We start from the raw sequence: 18,452 nt of genomic DNA, 5'->3' as shown, positions 1-18,452 counted from the left end.
CTTTCACTCCACCCCTGGCGCATTGGAAAACAGCGGTAAGCACACCGTCGCACAGGTGCCACGGCCCAGCCGCGAGCGCAGTTGCAATTCTCCCTGATGGGCACGCGCCACAGCCTTGACCACGGTCAGGCCCAGGCCGGTGCCAGTGGTCTTGGTGGTGAAAAATGGCTCGCCCAAGCGCGCCAGCACGGCCGGCGCGATACCACTGCCGTTGTCGCTGACACACAGGCGCAAGGTGTGATCGCGTGTATATAAGTGCACTTTCAGCCGGACGTCGCCGCCGCTGGCCTGGATCGCGTTTTCGATAAGGTTCAACACCGCGCCCACCAACGTGTCGCGGTTACATAACACTTCGCCGACGTGGCTGTCGCACTGCCAGCGTATCGGCAACTCCTGTACATGGGTCAACGCCGCGGCCTGCAGGGATTGCAGCAAGGCCTTGGGGGTGACACGGTCGGTCAACGGCAGCTCGCCGCGAGCAAATACCAGCATGTCGCGCACCTGGTGCTCCAGTTCGTGCAGGCGCTCTTTCAAGCGTCCGGCGAACCGTTGCTGAGTTTCCATCGGCAATTGCTGTTCAGTCAGATGACTGGCATAGAGCAGCGCGGCAGAAAGCGGCGTACGAATCTGATGGGCCAGCGACGCTACCATCCGCCCCAGGGAAGACAGGCGCTCATGGCGAGCCAGCTGGTCTTGCAAGTGACGGGTTTCAGTCAAGTCATTGAGCAGCACCAACTGCCCCGGCTCGGCATCCAGCGAGCGCGTCGAGATGGACAGGCGCCGACCGTCCTTGAGGGAGACCTCATGACCATCGTCTTCACGGGGCGCAAAGCAGCGGGCGATGACATGCCGCCACAGCTCGCCTTCCAACGGCAGGCCGAGCAACTCGCAGGCCGCGGGGTTGGCTTCGCGCACACGGCCGTGGGCGTCGATGACGATAACGCCACCGGGCAACAGATCGAGGAGATTTTGCAGACGATTAGCCAGGCGTTCCTTTTCCGCCAGCTCCTGCATGCGCTGGGCGCTGACCACGGCCAGCTCACCCTTGAGCTCGGTGACCCGGGCTTCGAGCAGGCTGTAGGAATCAGTCAGTTGGCTGGACATCTGGTTGAACAGCGAAAATGCCTGCTCAAGTCCTAGCCGGCTTGCCTGCTCGGCGGACGGCATGTGTCCCGGCTCAGGGACAGGAGACATCTGGGCGACTTGGGTCATCGTGCTCTCTCGCTTGGCTGACCGTCAGTTAAACGGAACGTTGCGAGGGCTATAGCAATACCCGTGCCGAAAAAAAACCGCCTGAAAATCAGGCGGTTGGAAAACAGGCGTCAATCATCCGCCTGTTCATCTCCGTCGCGACGGCTCATGCCGTACTTGCGCATCTTCTCCACCAGGGTGGTACGGCGGATGCGCAGGCGTTCTGCGGCGCGGGCCACGATACCATTGGCATCGTCCAGCGCCTGCTGGATCAGCCCTTGTTCCAAGCCTCCCAGGTAATCCTTGAGATCCAGGCCTTCGGGCGGCAACAAGGCATTGGCGGTGAAATCCGGCGTATGACCATTGATTGCCACCCGCTCCTCCAGGTCGCTTCGCAGGCTGTCGACCATTTGCTCGTCTTCATCGTCGACGTAGCGGAATTTCTTCGGCAGCTCGTTCACGCCGATCACCCCATACGGGTGCATGATCGCCATGCGCTCCACCAGGTTGGCCAGTTCACGGACGTTGCCCGGCCAGCCATGACGGCACAGGGACATGATCGCCGCCGAGTTGAAACGAATCGAACCGCGCTTTTCGTGCTCCATGCGCGAGATCAGTTCGTTCATCAACAACGGAATGTCTTCGACCCGCTCGCGCAGTGGCGCCATTTCGATCGGGAAAACGTTGAGGCGGTAGTAGAGGTCTTCGCGGAAACTGCCAACCTCGATCATGCTCTCGAGGTTCTTGTGCGTGGCGGCAATGATTCGCACATCGACGCTCTGGGTCTTGTTGCTGCCCACGCGTTCGAAGGTGCGCTCCTGCAGGACCCGCAACAGCTTGACCTGCATCGGCAGCGGCATGTCGCCGATTTCGTCGAGAAACAGCGTACCGCCATTGGCCAGTTCGAAACGCCCGGCGCGGCTAGTGATCGCGCCGGTAAAGGCGCCCTTCTCATGACCAAACAGCTCGCTCTCCAGCAACTCGGCCGGGATCGCGCCACAGTTGACTGGCACGAACGGCGCTTCGCGGCGCTTGGAGTGGTAATGCAGATTGCGCGCAACCACTTCCTTGCCGGTGCCCGATTCGCCCAGGATCAGCACGCTGGCGTCAGTATCGGCGACCTGCTGCATCATCTGGCGCACGTGCTGGATCGCCCGGCTGGTGCCGACAAGGCTGCGGAACAGGTTGGGTTCGCGATGCCTGCCGCGCTCACGGGCCTGGTCGTACATCTCGCGATAAACCTGCGCGCGATGCAGCGAATCAAGCAGCTTGCTGTAGCTGGGCGGCATTTCGAGCGTGGAAAGTACTCGGCGGCGCTGGTCCTCAGGCAAGTCAAGGGAAGAATTTTCGCCCATTAACAAAACCGGAAGGAACTCATCCCAGGTTGAGAGTGTCTTTAGCAAGCCCAAAAGCGTTGCGGGAGCATTTACGGTCCCGATAAGGACACAGATGACTTCACGACTGGACGACAATGAGCCGACAGCCTGCTGCCAGTCATGGCTTCCGCAGGGTAAATTTTCTTCTCCAAGAAAATTCAGGATCACCGCCAAGTCGCGGCGGCGGACGCTATCGTCATCGATCAGGAGAATTTTGGTTTCACGCCACATGCAATAGCAACTTCCCTAGTCAACCCAATGCCCGAAATTAGGGGGCAAGCTAGACGCTTGCAGACTTGTCATGCCTGTAGACGCCTTAAATCTGTAAACAGTTACTAGTTAAGTCAAAAAACCGCGCACAGTCAAATTTATGGCGCAACGAGCTCGGATTAACTGAGCATTAACCGAACAGATGGTAAACCTTTGCCGCGCTCTGTGCTTGATGGATCTGTTGCATCTCGTCGACGATCGCCTGACGCTCTCCTGTCGCCGCCTCCAGCAATTGCCGATACACCCCTAGCAACTCCTCAAGATTGATCCGCAACGCCGCCTCATCCACCTGGGACTCGCCCAGGACGTCTTCCATGCAGGAACGGCAAGCCAGGTCCAACTGACCGATGGCCTCCCAGTTTCGCTCGGCCAGGGCATCAACCAAGGCATCACGGGTTTGTTCGATTCGCTGCAGGACAAGACTCATGAGAGCACTCCTTAGAATTGCGGACCAGGCGCGGCAATGGCATCCCAGCCTTCCTTGACCGTGTGAAGCAGATCGGCGACTTCGTCGAGGATCTTCGCATCGGCCTTGACGTTGGCTTCGGCCAGACGTTTCATCATGTAAGCGTAAAGAGCGTCCAATTCAGCGACCGACTCGGCCCGATTTTCCAGGTCCAGGCCTTCACGCAAACCACCGACGATGCCGATGGCCTTGCTGATCAGAATGCCTCTGTTTGCAATATCCTTGCGCTCCAGCGCGCCCTTGGCTTGGGCGATACGATCCAGCCCGCCTTCCATGAGCATCTGAACAAGACGATGGGGACTCGCTTCGGAGGTTTGCGCTTGGGCGCCAATCTTCTGGTATTGGCGAAGGGCCAACATCGGATTCATGTTCTACCTCATCTAAAAACTTCAGTTCGTATAAACAGCGTATCGACGCTGCGTCAAAAAACTTTAGACCGAAAAGCCGAAAGCCCGGAACGTTGTCAAAACGTTGCCGGGCTTTTTGCATCGCTCGAAAATCAGCTGTTTTTCTGCTGGGCCGCCATCGCTTCGAACATGGAGGTGATGTTACTGGCGGTGGCTTTCAGCTTGCCGACCAGGGTATCCATGTCGTTGTATTTTTTGGTCAGCGTGGCGGTCAGGGTCACAACCCGGCGATCCAGGGCTTCCTGATCGTTCTTCAGCCGGGCCTGGGTCCTGTTCAGCGTTGTGGTCCGCTGATCGAGGATACCGCCAGTCTGGGTATAGGGTTCGATAGCCTTGCCCATGCGCTCCAGCAAGCCATTGGTGCCCGTGAACAACGTCTGGACTTCACCGCTGAGCTTTTTATCGTTCATCGCTGTGGTGAATTTGACGCTATCGAAGTTCAACGCACCCGTCTTCTGATCGGTGGTAATACCCAACTGAGCCAGCGACGTCAGCTTGTCGCCGGCGCCGGTTTCAGACAAGGGCGTTCGAATCGCCGCCAGCAGCGAGCGAGGCAACGCGTCACCGGTCAATTTTGCCGACACCGTCAGCTTCCCATCATCGTCGAGCGACGGCTTGGTCAGTGCGGTGACGCTATTGGCGATCGCGTTATAGGCATCGACGAATTTCTGGATCGAGGCTTTCAGGCCATCGTTGTTCGGCGCCACGGTAACGGTTGAAGTGCCGCCGTCTGCTACTCCGAGCAAGTTCAACGTCAATCCGGAAATCGCCGTGCTTACCGTATTGCTCTGGCTCGTCAGTTTCATGCCATCGACAGTGAAATTAGCGTCCATGGCCAGGGCCCCGATGGCACCCGCCGAAGTGGCCGTCAGCGGATCAGTGCCGGCACCCACAACGTTCGTGCCATCGATCTCCAGCCCCGCGATGCCGCTCACCGAGATATCGGAACCTGCGCCGGTAGTGGTTGAACCCAACACCAGGCGCGAACCGAAAGAATCGGTGATGATGTTCGCACTGACACCGGCAGCCTTGAGCGAAGAGTCGGCGTTGATCGCGTCACGGACCGATTGCAGGGTCGAACCATCCGGCACATTGAGGTTGTAGTTGACCCCCTTCTGCGAGATGGTCATCGTACCCGATGGGATGGCACTGGTCGTACCACCAGCGAAAGCCGCCGAAGTGACTTTGGACGCAGTGGCCAAGTTGGTGACTTTGATTGCGTAAGTGCCATTCACCGCCGAGTTGCTGGCGGTAGCGGTGAGGACACCGGGAGAGGAAGACGTTGCAGCAAAACCCGAGAATTGCGGGGTCGTTGTGCTGGACAAGTCCTTCATCGCGGTATTGAAAGCCGCCAACAACGACTTCAGGGTTCCCACCCCGGAGATACTGTTGGTAGTCGTCGTCGTCGCTCGGGTGATCTGACCTTGCTTGGCGGCCTTGTCGGAATCGACCAGCGCCTTGACGATTGCGGTGGTATCAAGGCCAGAGCCTAGACCCAAGCCAGGTAGAATTGGACTTGCCATGTGGGACTCCCTTCAGTGTGTCGCCGGCCTTTTGACCCTTACAACGCCCAAAAGAACATAGCAACAAAATTCGTGCCAGTTGTCAGGCTTCGGCGCTGAACAACAAGCTGTTTGCATCATTCAAACTGTTGGCCAGTTTCAGAACCTCTTCGTTCGGGATCTGGCGAATCACTTCACCGGAACCACTGGCAATCACTTTGACCACTACTTTGCCTGAAGGCTCATCAATAGAGAACTCCAGGTTGCGCTTGACCGACTGAACGAACTTCTCGATTTCCTGAACGGCCTTCTTGAGTTTGTCCTGCTCGGCGGCAGCGTCTTTAGGAGCTTCCTTGACCGGGGTCACGGTAGCAACCTCGGCTTGAGGCTTCTCCACCGGCTTGTCGGCCACGGTAGGTGCCGGCTTCGCCGCTGGATAAGACAAGTTCAGCTTCACGCTCATATCCATGTCCATCACCTCTTGAACGGAAAAAGCGAGAGAGCACGCAAGCGCACTCCCCCGCTAAAACTCATCCGGCTATTACTGAAGCAGCTTCAGTACAGCGGATGGCAGTTGGTTGGCCTGGGCCAGAACCGAAGTAGACGCTTGCTGCAGAGTCTGCTGCTTGGTCAGTTGTGCAGTTTCAGCAGCGAAGTCGGTATCTTGTACGCGACCCAGTGCAGCACTGGCGTTTTCGTTGATGTTCTGCAGGTTGGAGATGGTGCTGTTCAGACGGTTCTGGGCAGCACCGAGGTCAGCACGGGCGGCGTTGATGGTATCGATGGCGCTGGTGATCGCGTCCATGGCGGCCGAGAAGTTGCTTTCAGCAGTAGCGCTGTCGGAACCAACGATGGTGGTCGCAGAACCTACACCCAGGGTTGTAGCGTCGAAGCTGGCGCTCAGGGTCAGGGTGATCTGGTTGTCCGTACCGGTGTTCGAACCGACCTGGAAGGTCATGGTGCTGGCGGTACCGTCAAGCAGGTTCTTGCCGTTCAGGTTGGTGCTGTTGGCGATACGGGTCAGTTCGTCGCTCATCTGCGAGAACTCTTTGTTCAGAGCGATACGGTCATCTGCGCTGTTGCTGTCGTTACGGGACTGGATGGCCAGTTCACGCATACGTTGCAGAATGTTGGTTTGCTCTTGCATCGCGCCTTCAGCGGTCTGCGCCATGGAGATACCGTCGTTGGCGTTTTTGATCGCCATGTTCTGACCGCGGATTTGCGAGGTCATACGGGTAGCGATCTGCAGGCCGGCGGCGTCGTCTTTGGCGCTGTTGATTTTCAGGCCGGAAGACAGGCGGGTCATCGAAGTGGACAGAGCGTCGGAAGCCCGGTTGAGGTTCTTCTGAACGTTCTGCGATGTGACGTTAGTGTTTACTGTTAAAGCCATGACGAATTCCTCGTTGGTTGGGTACTGCGGCTTCCGGCCCTTGGCAACCGCCGGGGGTGTGGCCTAGAGAACCTTCGTAATAGTTATCGTCGGATTAGGAACTTGCTTGAGGGCTTTTTTCAAAAAATTTGCTAGCAGACTGCCACCCCTTGAGAAACAAGGGTTTAGCCGAGGGTGAAGGCCCGAAAAATGGCGTCAAGAAACCGCAGAACGACGTCGCGGGCAAAAAAATAGCGCTACAGGTCAACCTGAAGCGCTATTGGAAGAAAGGCGATTAGATCAATCGCGATAAAGAATCGCCGATCCCCACGACAGGCCGACACCGAAACCGCTTATCGCCACGCGCTTCCAGTCAGCATCCAGCACGTGCTTTTCCAGCAGCAGCGGAATGCTCGACGACACGGTATTACCAGTCTCGACCATGTCCTTGATGAACTTCTCAGGTTCACCCTCGAAACGCCGCGCCACGGCATCGACAATCGCCGCACTGCCTTGGTGGATGCAGAACGCGTCGATGTCACTGGCTTGCAGCGACGATTCGTCCAGCAGTTCGTGCAAATGAGCGGGTACTTTCAACAGGGCGAAGTTGAAGACCTGGCGGCCGTTCATGAAAAACACCCCATCGCTGACCTTCAGGTGTGGCGCGCCGGAACCATCGGTGCCGAACTTCGCCTTGCCCAACTGCCAGCTGGCGCCCTCGGCCATCCACGTGGCGGTGGCGGCATCGCCAAACAACATGGTGGTGTTGCGGTCTTCAGGGTCGACGATCTTCGAATACGGATCGGCGGTGACCAGCAACCCGTTCTTCAGCCCTGCGGCCTCCATGAAGCCTTTCAGGGCATAAATGCCGTATACGTAGCCCGAGCAACCCAGCGATATATCGAACGCCGCCACATGGGTCGGCAGGCCGAGCTTGTCCTGCACGATGGCGGCCGTGTGTGGCAGCCCCTCTTCATCACCGTTCTGGGTGACAACGATCAATGCGTCGATGGATTCACGCGAAAGCTGCGGGTTGTTGGCGAACAATGCATTCACTGCTTCGACACACAGGTCCGAGGTTTCCTGGTCAGCGTCTTTGCGCGGCAGGAACGCCGAACCAATCTTGCCAAGGATGAATTCTTCATCCTTCTCGAATTTGGCACCCTGAGCGTAGTTATCCACACCAGCGGTCGGCACATAACTCGCTATGCTTTTTATGCCAATCATCATGGCTTCCCGATCATGTACTGCGACTAGGTTCACCCCCAAAAGCTCAGGGGCGCTTCAAAAATGGTTGATTCCCGAGGGCTGACGCCTTGTCCGGCGAACGAACAGGCCTCCACTCCGGGGAATACAATACAGTGAAGATGCACTTTATGACCTATGCGTCACGCCGTTTTGTTCTGCAAAGGCATTTTTTCATGGCAAACAAAGCCGCGACGTCTCCCGTGATGGCATAGGACACCGGAAAGAAAACTCGGGGATGGCAGCGTAATTCGCGGAAGATGCCGGCAGGTTTTTACCTGCCGGCATTGATGGAAAGCCCCGCAAGGGAGGCTATCCGGCAGATCAGTTGAGCAAGTCGGCCCAGGGTACGTTGCGCACCGGGCCGAGAGCGAAACCCGCGCCTTCCAGCGACAGATTGCCGTTGTAGAACCGATCCTGGGCGAGTGCTTCGGACCACTTCTCACGCAGCGCCGCACGCGCCTCTGGCGTACTCGCCAGCACGCCGGACTGGATTACCTGCACGTGTGGCGTCCATACCGTCAGGTACCCGGCCTGGCCGACTCTGAGGCACAGGTCCACGTCACCCAAGGCATCGTCGAACAAATCGCTGTCTATGCCGTCAGCAGCGTTGAACAGCTGTTTGGAAATCATCAAGCAGGCAAAAGACACCGCCGAACAATTCTGCTCGACGACCAACCGGTTCATGTAGCCTCTGGCGGTCTTCGGCTCGCCGACGAAGGCCGAGCCCACTTCGTCATTCAAGCCCAGGACCAGGCCGGCCTGGGTGATACGTCCATCGCGCTCGACCAGCTTGGCGCCTACCACACCGACTTCCGGACGCAAGGCCTGGTTGAGCAGCGATTCGATCCAGTTGACGTTGACCACTTCACTGTCGGCCGCCAGGGTAACCAGATACTCGCCCTTGGCCTCCTGGCTGGCAGCGTTGATCCAGGTGCCCGTCGCGACATTCGGTTCGATATCCAACAGCCGAACGCGACTGGCCTGGTGCCCCTGGCCATCAAGCCAGGTGCGCAGCACGGAATGGTTCGCTGTCCCGGTGGGGACCAATACTTCGTAACGCTGATATCGGGTGCGCTGCAGTACGCTGAGCAGGCAACGTTGTAGCGCCGTCAGATCGCCAATGCCATGGACGATGATCGACACCAGAGGGCGCTCGGCAAAGCGGTAATCGATTTTGTGCGTGCCCGGCACGACCGCGCTCACGTCAGCCTGATAACCACGAACCGCCAAGTGACGCAGCAATGTCTTGCGCTCGTCGGCATTGTCTTCCACCGGCAGCGCCTGGCAAGTCAACAGAGGCTCATCCAGGTGGGCAAGCCCCTCCAGGCCGCCCTGCTCGATCAAACGTAACAGCAGGTCGAACTCCAGCGCATTCTTGAACTCGCGCGAATAACCGCCGAGTCTTACCAACGTCTCGCGGCGTACCAGCCAATGACGGGCCATCAAGGCCGGGGCGTTTTGCAGCAAGTCAAGGTTGAACCCTGGCCGGAAGACGTCGGTCAGCGTCCCGTCAGGCTGGCGCTGGAACTCATCCATAGCCACGGCCTGGCACTGTGGCGCAGCCAGCAATTCCACCCCCGCGCGGAACAGGCCGCCCGGTGTCAATTCATCGCCGGCCTCGGCCATGACCATCCAATCGCAATCGCTTTGGCTGACAACCTGATTGATTTTGTCGACGTAATTGCTTTCGTTGACTTTGACGAAATGCAGGACATGCTGCGGTGTGGTCTCGGCCGGCAGGTCGCCAGTAGTAAACACGACAATCTTGAACGCCCGGCAATAGCCATTGATCACGCTGTCGAAGGTTGCCTGCATCTTGAAGACGTCAGCGTCCAGATCCAGGAGCAAAATGCCAAATGTCGGGCCCCCGTTGCGAGCAGCCAGGTATTTGGACACTTTCTGGGCTTCACTGGCGCTGGGTTCACGCGCCTCGAGCCAGCGCAGCAATTGACCGGAGCGCGTGGTGTCGAACAACCTCGCGGTATTTTCAAACGCCGCTGCCTTGAGCCGTTGTTCCCAGGCCTGGATCATTTGCACGTAGCGCGTGTCACCCTTGGCCTGCATGACCTCGAGCAATTGCTTCACCAGATCCTGGTTGAAGGCATAGCTCAGGAAAGCCCTCGCCAGCTGTACATCAAGCGGCTCGGCGCTGGTGTTGCGCTGGGGGCGAGACAGCTCCTTCTGCTTGAGCATGACGGCTTCCAGCTCCTTCAACTGCACCTGCCCGCTTGGCGCCGCGTGAAGCAGGAATTCCAGCGAGGTGAGCACGTCGAAAAAAGCCTGGTTATAAAACGGCAACTCAACGTATTGCGTCGGCTCGAAACGCCGAACCGGTTCGCCACGCCGCGAATCCCAGGTCGACTCGAACAGTTTCCCTGCCTGCGGCACCGAGCGCTCGACCAGCTTCTTGAGTATGGCCAGGGCATGTTCGCGCGCCGAAGCATCCGTGCCAAAGGCGTCGGCCAGCATCGTGCCCATGCGTTCCTGTTCAGCGACTGCTCGCAAGTCCTCGGCACCAGGCGCCATGCCAACCGGGCTCCGTGGCTTCGCTACGCGACTGCGCTCGTGCACACCATAAGCAATGTCCAGCAAGCGAACCTTTGCATCCGACACCAAGCCAAAGCAATGGCCGGCCTCCTGCAACCGTGAATCAAAACCGACGGGCAACGACGCGTAACTGCGCCGCAGGGTTTCAGTGCGCGTGAGTGCGCTGACCAATGACGGGCAATCCTCGGCAAACACGGCCAACCGGGCCTCGGCCGATGGGCCGGAGTAATCTTCACTGCCCTTGCGATCGAGCAAGTAATAGTCGACATGGTCGGCATGGGCCTCGAACGCCAGGCTGTAGCCTTGGCAGGCACCGTATTCGGCGTGTGCCTCGAGGAAACTCAACGCTTGTTCGAGCGCTAGGGGCAGCAGGAAACTCTCGGCATCGGCAATCGCCATGTAAGGCGTGGCAACTCGCTCGACGGCCTGGCGAACCTTGTCACCGAAACCTCCCGCCGTGGGCGCATGCAGGTATTGCACGCCGGGAAATGCTGCCGTGATATCAGCGTCGAGCAAGCTTGATGAGTCGATCACAAGTACGGCGAACGAACTGTCGCGGTAATGGCGCAAGGCCCGCCGCAGGGCTGTCGACTGGTCGTGAGCGAGCAGCACCAGGGTAAACCGTTCACTCAACGGCGCAGCCGATCCTGTTGGGACATTGCTTTGCATATTCATTCCTTAACGAGTGGGTGGCGCCGTATCAGCAACACCGGGAGTTTCGCGGTTGAAACTCATCAATCCGGTAGCCAACCATTGGCCCAGTACTGCAGGTTATCGCCGCGCAAGATAAAGTCGCGCAGCACCACTTCACGTAATTCGTCGCCCATCCGGTAACTGGCAATCGGATCCGCCAGGTGCATACGGATGGCCTCCAGCCATTCTTCGGTGCTGTTGGTGAGGACCCGGGTACAAGGCAGGTGCCCCCGGTAAGCCTCGGTATCCGAACAAATGACCGGATAGCCACACGCACCGTATTCCAGCAGGCGAAGGTTGCTTTTACAGTCGTTGAAAATATGAAATTCCAGCGGCGCCAAGGCCAGGTCCAGATTCAGGCTGGCCAGCTTCGCCGGATAATCCGCCAGGCTCACGCCTGGGTGAAATTCATGGATATAGGGCTTGAGCAAATCGGGACACATGCCGAAGAAAACCCATTCGACTTCGTCGGCCAGCTCACGCACGACATCGGCGATGAGCTCCAGATCGCCACGATGGCTGGTGCCGCCGCCCCAACCGATACGCGGTTTGCTGGAAGTTGCACGCTGGCTTCTGAGGTGGTTCCACAGGCCGGCAGCCAGCATGTTCGGTACCACGCGGATGTCATGGTGCATGCTCGACAAGACGTCCGCCAGCGGATGGGTGGACACCACGACCCGATCGCACAGGCCGATCCCTCGGCGCAGCAAGTCCTCGAGGTTGTCCGGCATGTTGCGGCTGTGTTCGTTTTTTTCCGGGACCCTGGCGATGTAGTCATCCAATTCGTAGATGCGCATGGCGTTGGAGTAAGTCTTGACTTGAGTGATGTCCTTGAACTTAGTCACGTTATAGCGACCCTGAAGGATGATCACATCCGGTGACTGGCGCTCGATGTCGATGATCGAGGGCGTATCGTAGGCAACACGCCCCACGACTCGACCCGCCGCTTCCAGTTCGAACAACGGTTGGCTGACCCGGTAATGCCCCACCGCCGAGGTATTGACCGCCATCCCCAGGATCGAGGGGACGTTGCGGGTGATCAACGGATTCCAGCCGGTGCGTGGTCCGGGCTCGAGACTGAAGCTTTTCCCGGTCAGGGTCAGGTTACGGTTGTAGGCAGGATCGTTGGCGATCCTGGGCAACCAGCGCTGATAGAACGCCTCTTGTTCGCGCTCCAGCCGCTGCTTCCACGAAGGATCACGACTGGCTTCCACGCCGGCCGCCAGCACGACATCACTGTAAGGCGTGGTGACGATCAGGTAGCCGTTCTTACCGACCTGCTGGCATAGCTCCAGCGAGTTGATCCCCTGTGTCGTAATGGTCTCATCGAACCCGCCCACTTCCTCCAGAACCTGCTTGCATATCAACAGACAGTGATCACCGACGGCGCTCCAGTTCTGCACCACCTGCAAACGTTGCATGTAGCCGCCGAATGTCACCGATTCGTTGACAAAGGCCCTGCCCGCCAACCCACCCAACCCCATGATTACGCCGGAGTCGATGATCCGGCCTTGCAGGTTGAGCGTACGAGGGCCGACGATGCCGACCTCAGGACGTTGAGCATGATTGAGCAGTTCGTCCAGCCAGGCGGCTTCAAGCACGATGCAATTGGGGTTGAGCAACAACAGGTATTCGCCGCGGGCCTGTTGCGCGGCGAAGTTGCGGATCACCGCTTCGCTGGCACTTTCGGGATGCGCGAATATTCGCAACTTTTCACTGCCCAGCTCGGCCATCGCCCGCAGCCAATGTTGCAACTCGGTATTTTCACTGGCGTTATCGACAATGATGATTTCGTAATGCGGATACGTGGTAGTACTGATCAGGCTGTTTACGCAACGTTCCAGCGCGCTCAGATCATCCTTGACGCTGATGATGATCGACACCAGGGGGCGCTCGACGAACAGATATTCGATGCGTGGGATCAACGCCAGGAGCGGCCCGGGATGAAGTCGATGCTGTACGCCGATACGCTGCAGATGAGCACTGATCAGCCGGACGTTTTGCTCGATGACCTCAGGCAACGACAGCCATTGGGCAAACGAAAACGTCGACTCGACCTGGACTTCCGGAATGTGACCAATGACTTGCGGACCATCCGTTTCCACCAGGCGCCAGACCAGATCATGGGGCGCCAATTCGCCCAGGGTCGAATCGAATCCACCCGAGGCCAGGAATCGGGCACGCTCGAAAGCCAGTGTCCGCCCGACATAGGGATAACCGCGCATCAGATCGAGATTGAAGTCGGGCTTGAAGATCGGCTCCACCGACTTGTCATCCACCAGCGCACCTTCATCGCTGTAGAGGCAGGCAGCACCCGGCGAGCTGACAATCCGATCGGCCATGATCAGCAGCGCTGACTCGGTCAAGCGATCGCCGGCACGCAGCAGGTAGAACCAGTCGGCGCCATCCAGTTGAGGCAACAGTTCGTTGAGCTGCTGCGCCCAGTCCGCTTGCAGGCCAAGACGCAGGACATGGTTGTCCACAGCCTGGCGCCCATTGGACAGCAGCAGCACCGATTCGCAGGCATAGGCCTGGGACGCGATACTCTGCAGGGTAATACCCAACGCATAAGGATCGTCCTGCTCATCGATGATGACGGGAACGATCATCGGTCGATAAGCCCAGCGGGCGATCTGCCGGGACAAGACTTGCTTGCGCGATGGACTGAAACGTCGGCACGCCAACCACTGCGCATAGAGGTCTGCGTAGCTTTCGATGTCCGTGCCGACTTGCGCGCCGATGACACCCTGGCGAGTCGCAATGACCGAGTAGACGTTGAGTTCTTCCCATTCGGGCGCCCCTGGCTCCCTGAGCAGCCCCAGTGGCTGGTAACGCACCCAGCCACTGGCGGGCGCCGGCTCGCCACTGCGTTGGGCCAGCATTTCCTTGAGCCATGTCAGCTCCACCGTGGCCGCTTCAAGCATCTTGGCCTGACGCGCCAGGCGCTCAGGATGCAAGCGCTGGCCACTTCCCTCGGCGTAAAGCTGGACCAGATTACCCCGGCGCAACAGGCAGATGAACAAGGCAAAATCGAGGACAGCCTCGAAGCCTTCACCGGGCCGGGCCAACGCTGGCAGCAAGGCCTCGACATCGGTGCGGCGCATCAATGCGCCACTCAAACCGCCGAGAATATTACGGGTGGTTTTTTCAAAATACGCCAGCATGTCGTTGCCGTTGAGCAACGCATCGAACTGCGTGATGCCGGTGTTTTCAACGCGGATCGGCAAGGCATAGTTGTCTGCATCGATCAAATGATGCTTGTTGATCACCAGCGATACTTGCGCATGCTCCTGCAAGATGGCTGCCTGTTGACTGACGCAGAACGCCAGCAACTGGTCGTCATCACACAAGAACTTGATGAACTCACCCCGGGACTCTTCAAGACAGCGCAACAGGTTCTGCTGGAACCCCAGCCGCGTCGGGTTGCGCAAGTAACGCACCGGAACAGTGGAGCCCATGCCAATTTCCTGGACAATCTGCTCGATTCCGTCGGTGCGGCAGTCGTCGCAGATGACAATCTCAAGGTTCTCGTAGGTCTGCTCGAGCGCGCTTTGCAAGGCGAGGCGGAAAAAGCGTGGGTGATACGCGGGAATGGCAATGCTGACAAGAGGAGCTGATTTCACACGCTTGGCTCTCAACCGGTGGGCGCCAACTCAGGCGAGAGCAGGACGTCCTGAATCGTATAAGGAACGGGTCAGGGACCGCTTATAACGTCACGGTCCCTGCCCTGCATCACATTTTGTTGAACAATCCCAATTGAGCGATCTTGCTGAACGCCAACTGCGACGCTTGAAGCATAGTCTGCTGCAAGGTCAGGCGCGTCATCACCTCGGCCGCGTCGGAATCACGAATCGCCGACTGGGTCTGCGAGTTGGCGAGGACAAAGCTCTGATTGGTGTCGCTCTGGGTATCGAGCGACTGGCCACGACCACCGACCGAACTCAATGCACTGGTCAAGTGGTCAGTGCCGCTGGCCAGGTTACCGATAGCCGAAGCCAGTGACGCATTCAGTTTCTGGATGGCGATGTTGTCGCCATCGGCCGGCGTGTTCAAAGCAGTCCGCAACTGGTTCACGGTGTCCAGGACGTTCTGCGTTTCGTGGGTATTGACCGCGATGCTGAACTGATCGTTGGCGGCCGGGGCACCGTTGAGCGTGAAACTCACGCCGGATGCGGTGGCGACGTTGCCCGCCAGGGTGCCGCTGGATACCGGTTTGCTGTCAGCGGTCAGTGGCGCGGCGTACAGGTCGAAGTCCGTGGCACTGGTAAACTTCAGCACCGCCGACCCCGTCGGGAAGCTGGCGTGGTAGTCCGTCGGATTGGTGATTGCGCTGCCGGTGATCTGGGTCGCGGTGGCGTTGCCCGGGCTGCGGGCAGGCGTGAACGAGTCGGGTTTGGCAGCCAGGGTGAACGTGTGGCCGGGCAAGATCGTACCGGCAACGTCGCCCGCATGAAGGTTGACGTTCAAGGTCAGGTCGACGCCGCGAAAGCTCACAGTCTGCCCGATCTGGTTATTAGGCTCGATAACCCCGCCCTTGCTGGCTTCGGCGGTCACATCATTGCCACCCGAGTCGGTGATTTTCAACTGGGTGCCGCTGGTGAATTCCACCGTGTACGGCTCGCCGCTGCGGAACTGGCTGTTGTACGTCACGCTGGACGACACTTGGCCGTTGGTCAGCACCACGCGACCATCATCCACTGCCGGCGCGGTCATGGTGACCTGGGTGCGACTGGTGTTGACGGATGTTTGGAACACTTCCCAGCCGGTGCTGTTGGTGGCCATCGACATGGTGTCGCCGATCGGCAGGTCAAGGGTCACCTGGTCGCCGTTGTAGCTGTAGGTGCCATCGCCGTTGCGAGTGAACGGTACGACATCGCCCTTGGAACCGGAAAAGATGTACTTGCCGTTTTCATCCTTGGTGTTCATCAGGCTCAGCAACTGATCTTCGATCGACCCCAATTCCGAGGCAACGGCTTTACGGTCCGCGTCGGTGTAGGCGGCGTTACCGGCACTGACGGCCAATTCCTTGGCGCGCTGGAGCACATTGCCAATGCTGGTCATCACCGCTTCGGTCGTGCCCAGGGTCGCCTTGATGGTGGTGACGTTGGCTTCATATTGGGAAAGCATCGAAGCCTGGTTGCCCAGTTGCAGCAGGCGCGAAGCCCCAACCGGATCGTCGGCGGCGGTGTTCACACGTACCAGGCTGCTGGCTTCTTCGCTGGTCTTGACCACCTTGGCGAAGTTTTTCTGGTAGTTCGCAGCCGTGCTTTCGTAAAACTGAGAAGTAGAAATGCGCATGGGCTACGGCTCCTTAAAGACTGTTGATCAAAGTGCTGAAGATTTGCTGCGCCGCCTTGATGATCTGCGAAGACGCGGTGTAGTACTGCTGGAACTTGACCAGGTTGCCGGTTTCTTCATCCAGGTCCACGCCCGACAGCGAATCGCGGGCGGTCTTGGCATTGTCCAGGATCGCACCAGTGGCGGCACTGTCGAGCTTGCCCTGGGCGGCCTTGGCGCCGACGCCTTCCACCAGCTTGCCGTAGGCATCGTTCAGGGAAATACCCTTGCTGGAGGAACCGGTGTCCACGGTCTTGGCGGTCTGCAAGCCGGCCAGGACAGTACCGTTACGGTTGTCCAGGCTGCCGGGCTGGCTGAGGCTGACATTGATGGACGCTCCGTTGGACGGAGCACCGGCAATGGACATGTCGAACGTGACGGTGCGTTGTACCGGTGGCACGGACGAATCCATGATCGGGGCGCCACTGGCATCCTTGAGCGGAACACTCAAGCTCAGGGTGTTGCTTTCCCCAGGTTTGATCGTGCCATTGCTGATCTGAACGCCCTTGGCATCGAGCAACTGATAAGCCTGGCTGGTGCCATCGGCGGACGTCGCGCCGAACACCACCTTGACCGGCATGGAGTTCTTGATGCCGTTCTGGACGATGGTCGTGGTGGCGGCGTCGTAGATGTCCAGCTTGGTGGTCATGCTCGGCTGGCCGTTGGCCGGAATGGTCAGCGTACCGCTGCCCCCTGGCACGATGGCGGCACCCAACGGCGCGGCAATCGCCAGCCGCTTGGAGTCGGTCATCTCGGTCTTGATATTGGCCGCCTCGTTGCGGGTCGGCGTGAGTTTGAATGTGTCGCCGACGGCCGCGGTACCGTTGGCAAAGGTCATCGAGAAGCCGTCGATCACCGGCGGCGGGGTGGTCGCGGTGTTGAACGCGCCCATCGAGGTGCCGTCAGGCAGGCGCTGGACGGTGTAGTCCGTGCCGCTGGTGAATGTCACCTTGTAGTCGTTGGTGGTCAGCTTGCCGGAGTCTTTGATGGCGATGTTGAAGTTGCCGGAGCCGGCGCTGTTGTTCAACGACGCAACGCTGCGCTGGCTGATCTGCGCGGCGCTGTTGATGTTAGTGAACAGGTTGGCACCGAAGGCCCCGTTCATGTCGATGCCCGAAGCCTGGACGCTGTTCATCTGGTCGGCGACCACCAGGGCCACGCGCCCCAGCTCGTTCATGGCCGGGTCGAGCACGGTACTGCGGTAGCGCATCAAACCGCCGATCTCGCCACCGGTGAGCACCGAGGTCAGGTCCATGGAGCTGGAACCGCTATTGAGCTGGATGCCGATGCGTCCCGGGTCGTTCTTGTCCGGCACGGCTTCCAGGGTGTTGACGGTATTGCCCATCACCAGTGGTTGGCCGGAACCCAGGTAGATGTCCAGGCTGCTGCCGTTCTCGACCACCTGCGTGCCTGTGAACGTCGAAAGCTGGCGAATGGTTTCGCTGCGGGCATCGAGCAGGTCGTTGGGGGCGCCGCCGGCGTTGGAGACTTCGGCGATTTTCTTGTTCAACTGCGCAACGGTAGCCGCCAGGTTATTGACCTGGTCGACCATGTTCGACAGGTTGCCGTTGATGTTCTGGCTCTGCTCCGTCAACTGGTTGGCAACCGAATTGAAACGGTTGCTCAAGGCCTGGGCGTCGCTGAGCAGCAACTGACGGGATGCATCGTCACCCGGCTTGGCGTTGACGTTCTGCACCGAGGCGAAAAACTTGGTCAGGGCACCATTGAGACCGGTGCCGCTGTCCGACAACAGGGAGTCGAGCGGAGTGATCTGGCCCTGATAGGCCGCCGCGTCACTGTTGAGCGACGTGGTGGTTTTCAGTTGTGCTTCAAGGAAGGCGTTATATACCCGACGCACATCGGCCAGGGTCGTGCCGGAACCAATGAACACGTTGCCGTACTGGTTCGAGGCCTTGGTGGTCTGTACGGTCTGCTGGCGCGAATAACCGGCGGTATCGACGTTGGCGATGTTGTTACCCGTGGTCACCAACGCAGTCTGGCTTGCTGACAGACCCGACATCCCTATATTGAGCAAACTCATGGTTC

Annotated in this window: 12 protein-coding genes; all 12 read right to left on the bottom strand. The window is 58.9% G+C overall.

The genetic code is table 11. The features are described from left to right. Nucleotides 1–3: 3 nt before the first annotated feature. The 12 genes from KGA89_RS25775 to flgK all read right to left on the bottom strand — a co-directional run bounded on the left by KGA89_RS25775 (nucleotide 4) and on the right by flgK (nucleotide 18,447). The gene (locus KGA89_RS25775) at nucleotides 4–1,212 is read right to left on the bottom strand and encodes a sensor histidine kinase (RefSeq protein ID WP_411740622.1); all 1,209 of its coding nucleotides are present in this window, start codon (nucleotides 1,210–1,212) and stop codon (nucleotides 4–6) included. A gap of 110 nt (nucleotides 1,213–1,322) precedes the next feature. Further along, nucleotides 1,323–2,798 carry a sigma-54 dependent transcriptional regulator gene (locus KGA89_RS25770; protein WP_027912740.1) on the bottom strand — a complete coding sequence of 492 codons (1,476 nt, stop codon included), beginning with the start codon at nucleotides 2,796–2,798 and terminating at the stop codon, nucleotides 1,323–1,325. 169 nt (nucleotides 2,799–2,967) lie between these two features. Beyond that, nucleotides 2,968–3,264, bottom strand: a complete 297-nt coding sequence (locus KGA89_RS25765; RefSeq protein WP_027912741.1) for a hypothetical protein — start codon at nucleotides 3,262–3,264, stop codon at nucleotides 2,968–2,970. Between the two features lie 11 nt (nucleotides 3,265–3,275). Continuing rightward, nucleotides 3,276–3,671, bottom strand: coding sequence for a flagellar export chaperone FliS (gene fliS, locus KGA89_RS25760; RefSeq protein ID WP_003199073.1), 396 nt, complete (start codon nucleotides 3,669–3,671; stop codon nucleotides 3,276–3,278). 131 nt (nucleotides 3,672–3,802) lie between these two features. Further along, nucleotides 3,803–5,233: a flagellar filament capping protein FliD gene (gene fliD / locus KGA89_RS25755; protein WP_027912742.1), complete on the bottom strand. Its 1,431-nt coding sequence runs from the start codon at nucleotides 5,231–5,233 to the stop codon at nucleotides 3,803–3,805. Nucleotides 5,234–5,315: 82 nt separating this feature from the next. After that, the gene (locus KGA89_RS25750) at nucleotides 5,316–5,681 is read right to left on the bottom strand and encodes a flagellar protein FlaG (RefSeq protein ID WP_027912743.1); all 366 of its coding nucleotides are present in this window, start codon (nucleotides 5,679–5,681) and stop codon (nucleotides 5,316–5,318) included. Nucleotides 5,682–5,753: 72 nt separating this feature from the next. Continuing rightward, nucleotides 5,754–6,602, bottom strand: coding sequence for a flagellin domain-containing protein (locus tag KGA89_RS25745; RefSeq protein ID WP_027912744.1), 849 nt, complete (start codon nucleotides 6,600–6,602; stop codon nucleotides 5,754–5,756). Between the two features lie 279 nt (nucleotides 6,603–6,881). Continuing rightward, the gene (locus tag KGA89_RS25740; RefSeq protein ID WP_027912745.1) at nucleotides 6,882–7,808 is read right to left on the bottom strand and encodes a ketoacyl-ACP synthase III; all 927 of its coding nucleotides are present in this window, start codon (nucleotides 7,806–7,808) and stop codon (nucleotides 6,882–6,884) included. A 342-nt stretch (nucleotides 7,809–8,150) separates the two neighbouring features. Further along, nucleotides 8,151–11,045 (bottom strand): TIGR00180 family glycosyltransferase, encoded by a 2,895-nt coding sequence (locus KGA89_RS25735; protein WP_223472837.1) that lies wholly within the window; start codon nucleotides 11,043–11,045, stop codon nucleotides 8,151–8,153. Nucleotides 11,046–11,110: 65 nt separating this feature from the next. Continuing rightward, nucleotides 11,111–14,692 carry a glycosyltransferase gene (locus KGA89_RS25730; protein ID WP_223472836.1) on the bottom strand — a complete coding sequence of 1,194 codons (3,582 nt, stop codon included), beginning with the start codon at nucleotides 14,690–14,692 and terminating at the stop codon, nucleotides 11,111–11,113. Between the two features lie 109 nt (nucleotides 14,693–14,801). Then, nucleotides 14,802–16,367: a flagellar hook-associated protein 3 gene (locus KGA89_RS25725; protein WP_027912747.1), complete on the bottom strand. Its 1,566-nt coding sequence runs from the start codon at nucleotides 16,365–16,367 to the stop codon at nucleotides 14,802–14,804. 13 nt (nucleotides 16,368–16,380) lie between these two features. Beyond that, a complete protein-coding gene (flgK, locus tag KGA89_RS25720) occupies nucleotides 16,381–18,447 on the bottom strand; it encodes a flagellar hook-associated protein FlgK (protein ID WP_223472835.1) in 2,067 nt (688 codons plus the stop codon). Nucleotides 18,448–18,452 lie beyond the last annotated feature (5 nt).

The organism is Pseudomonas sp. A-RE-22 (assembly GCF_019956035.1).
GTDB lineage: Bacteria > Pseudomonadota > Gammaproteobacteria > Pseudomonadales > Pseudomonadaceae > Aquipseudomonas > Aquipseudomonas brassicacearum.
This window is presented reverse-complemented; position numbering and strand designations above follow the sequence as displayed.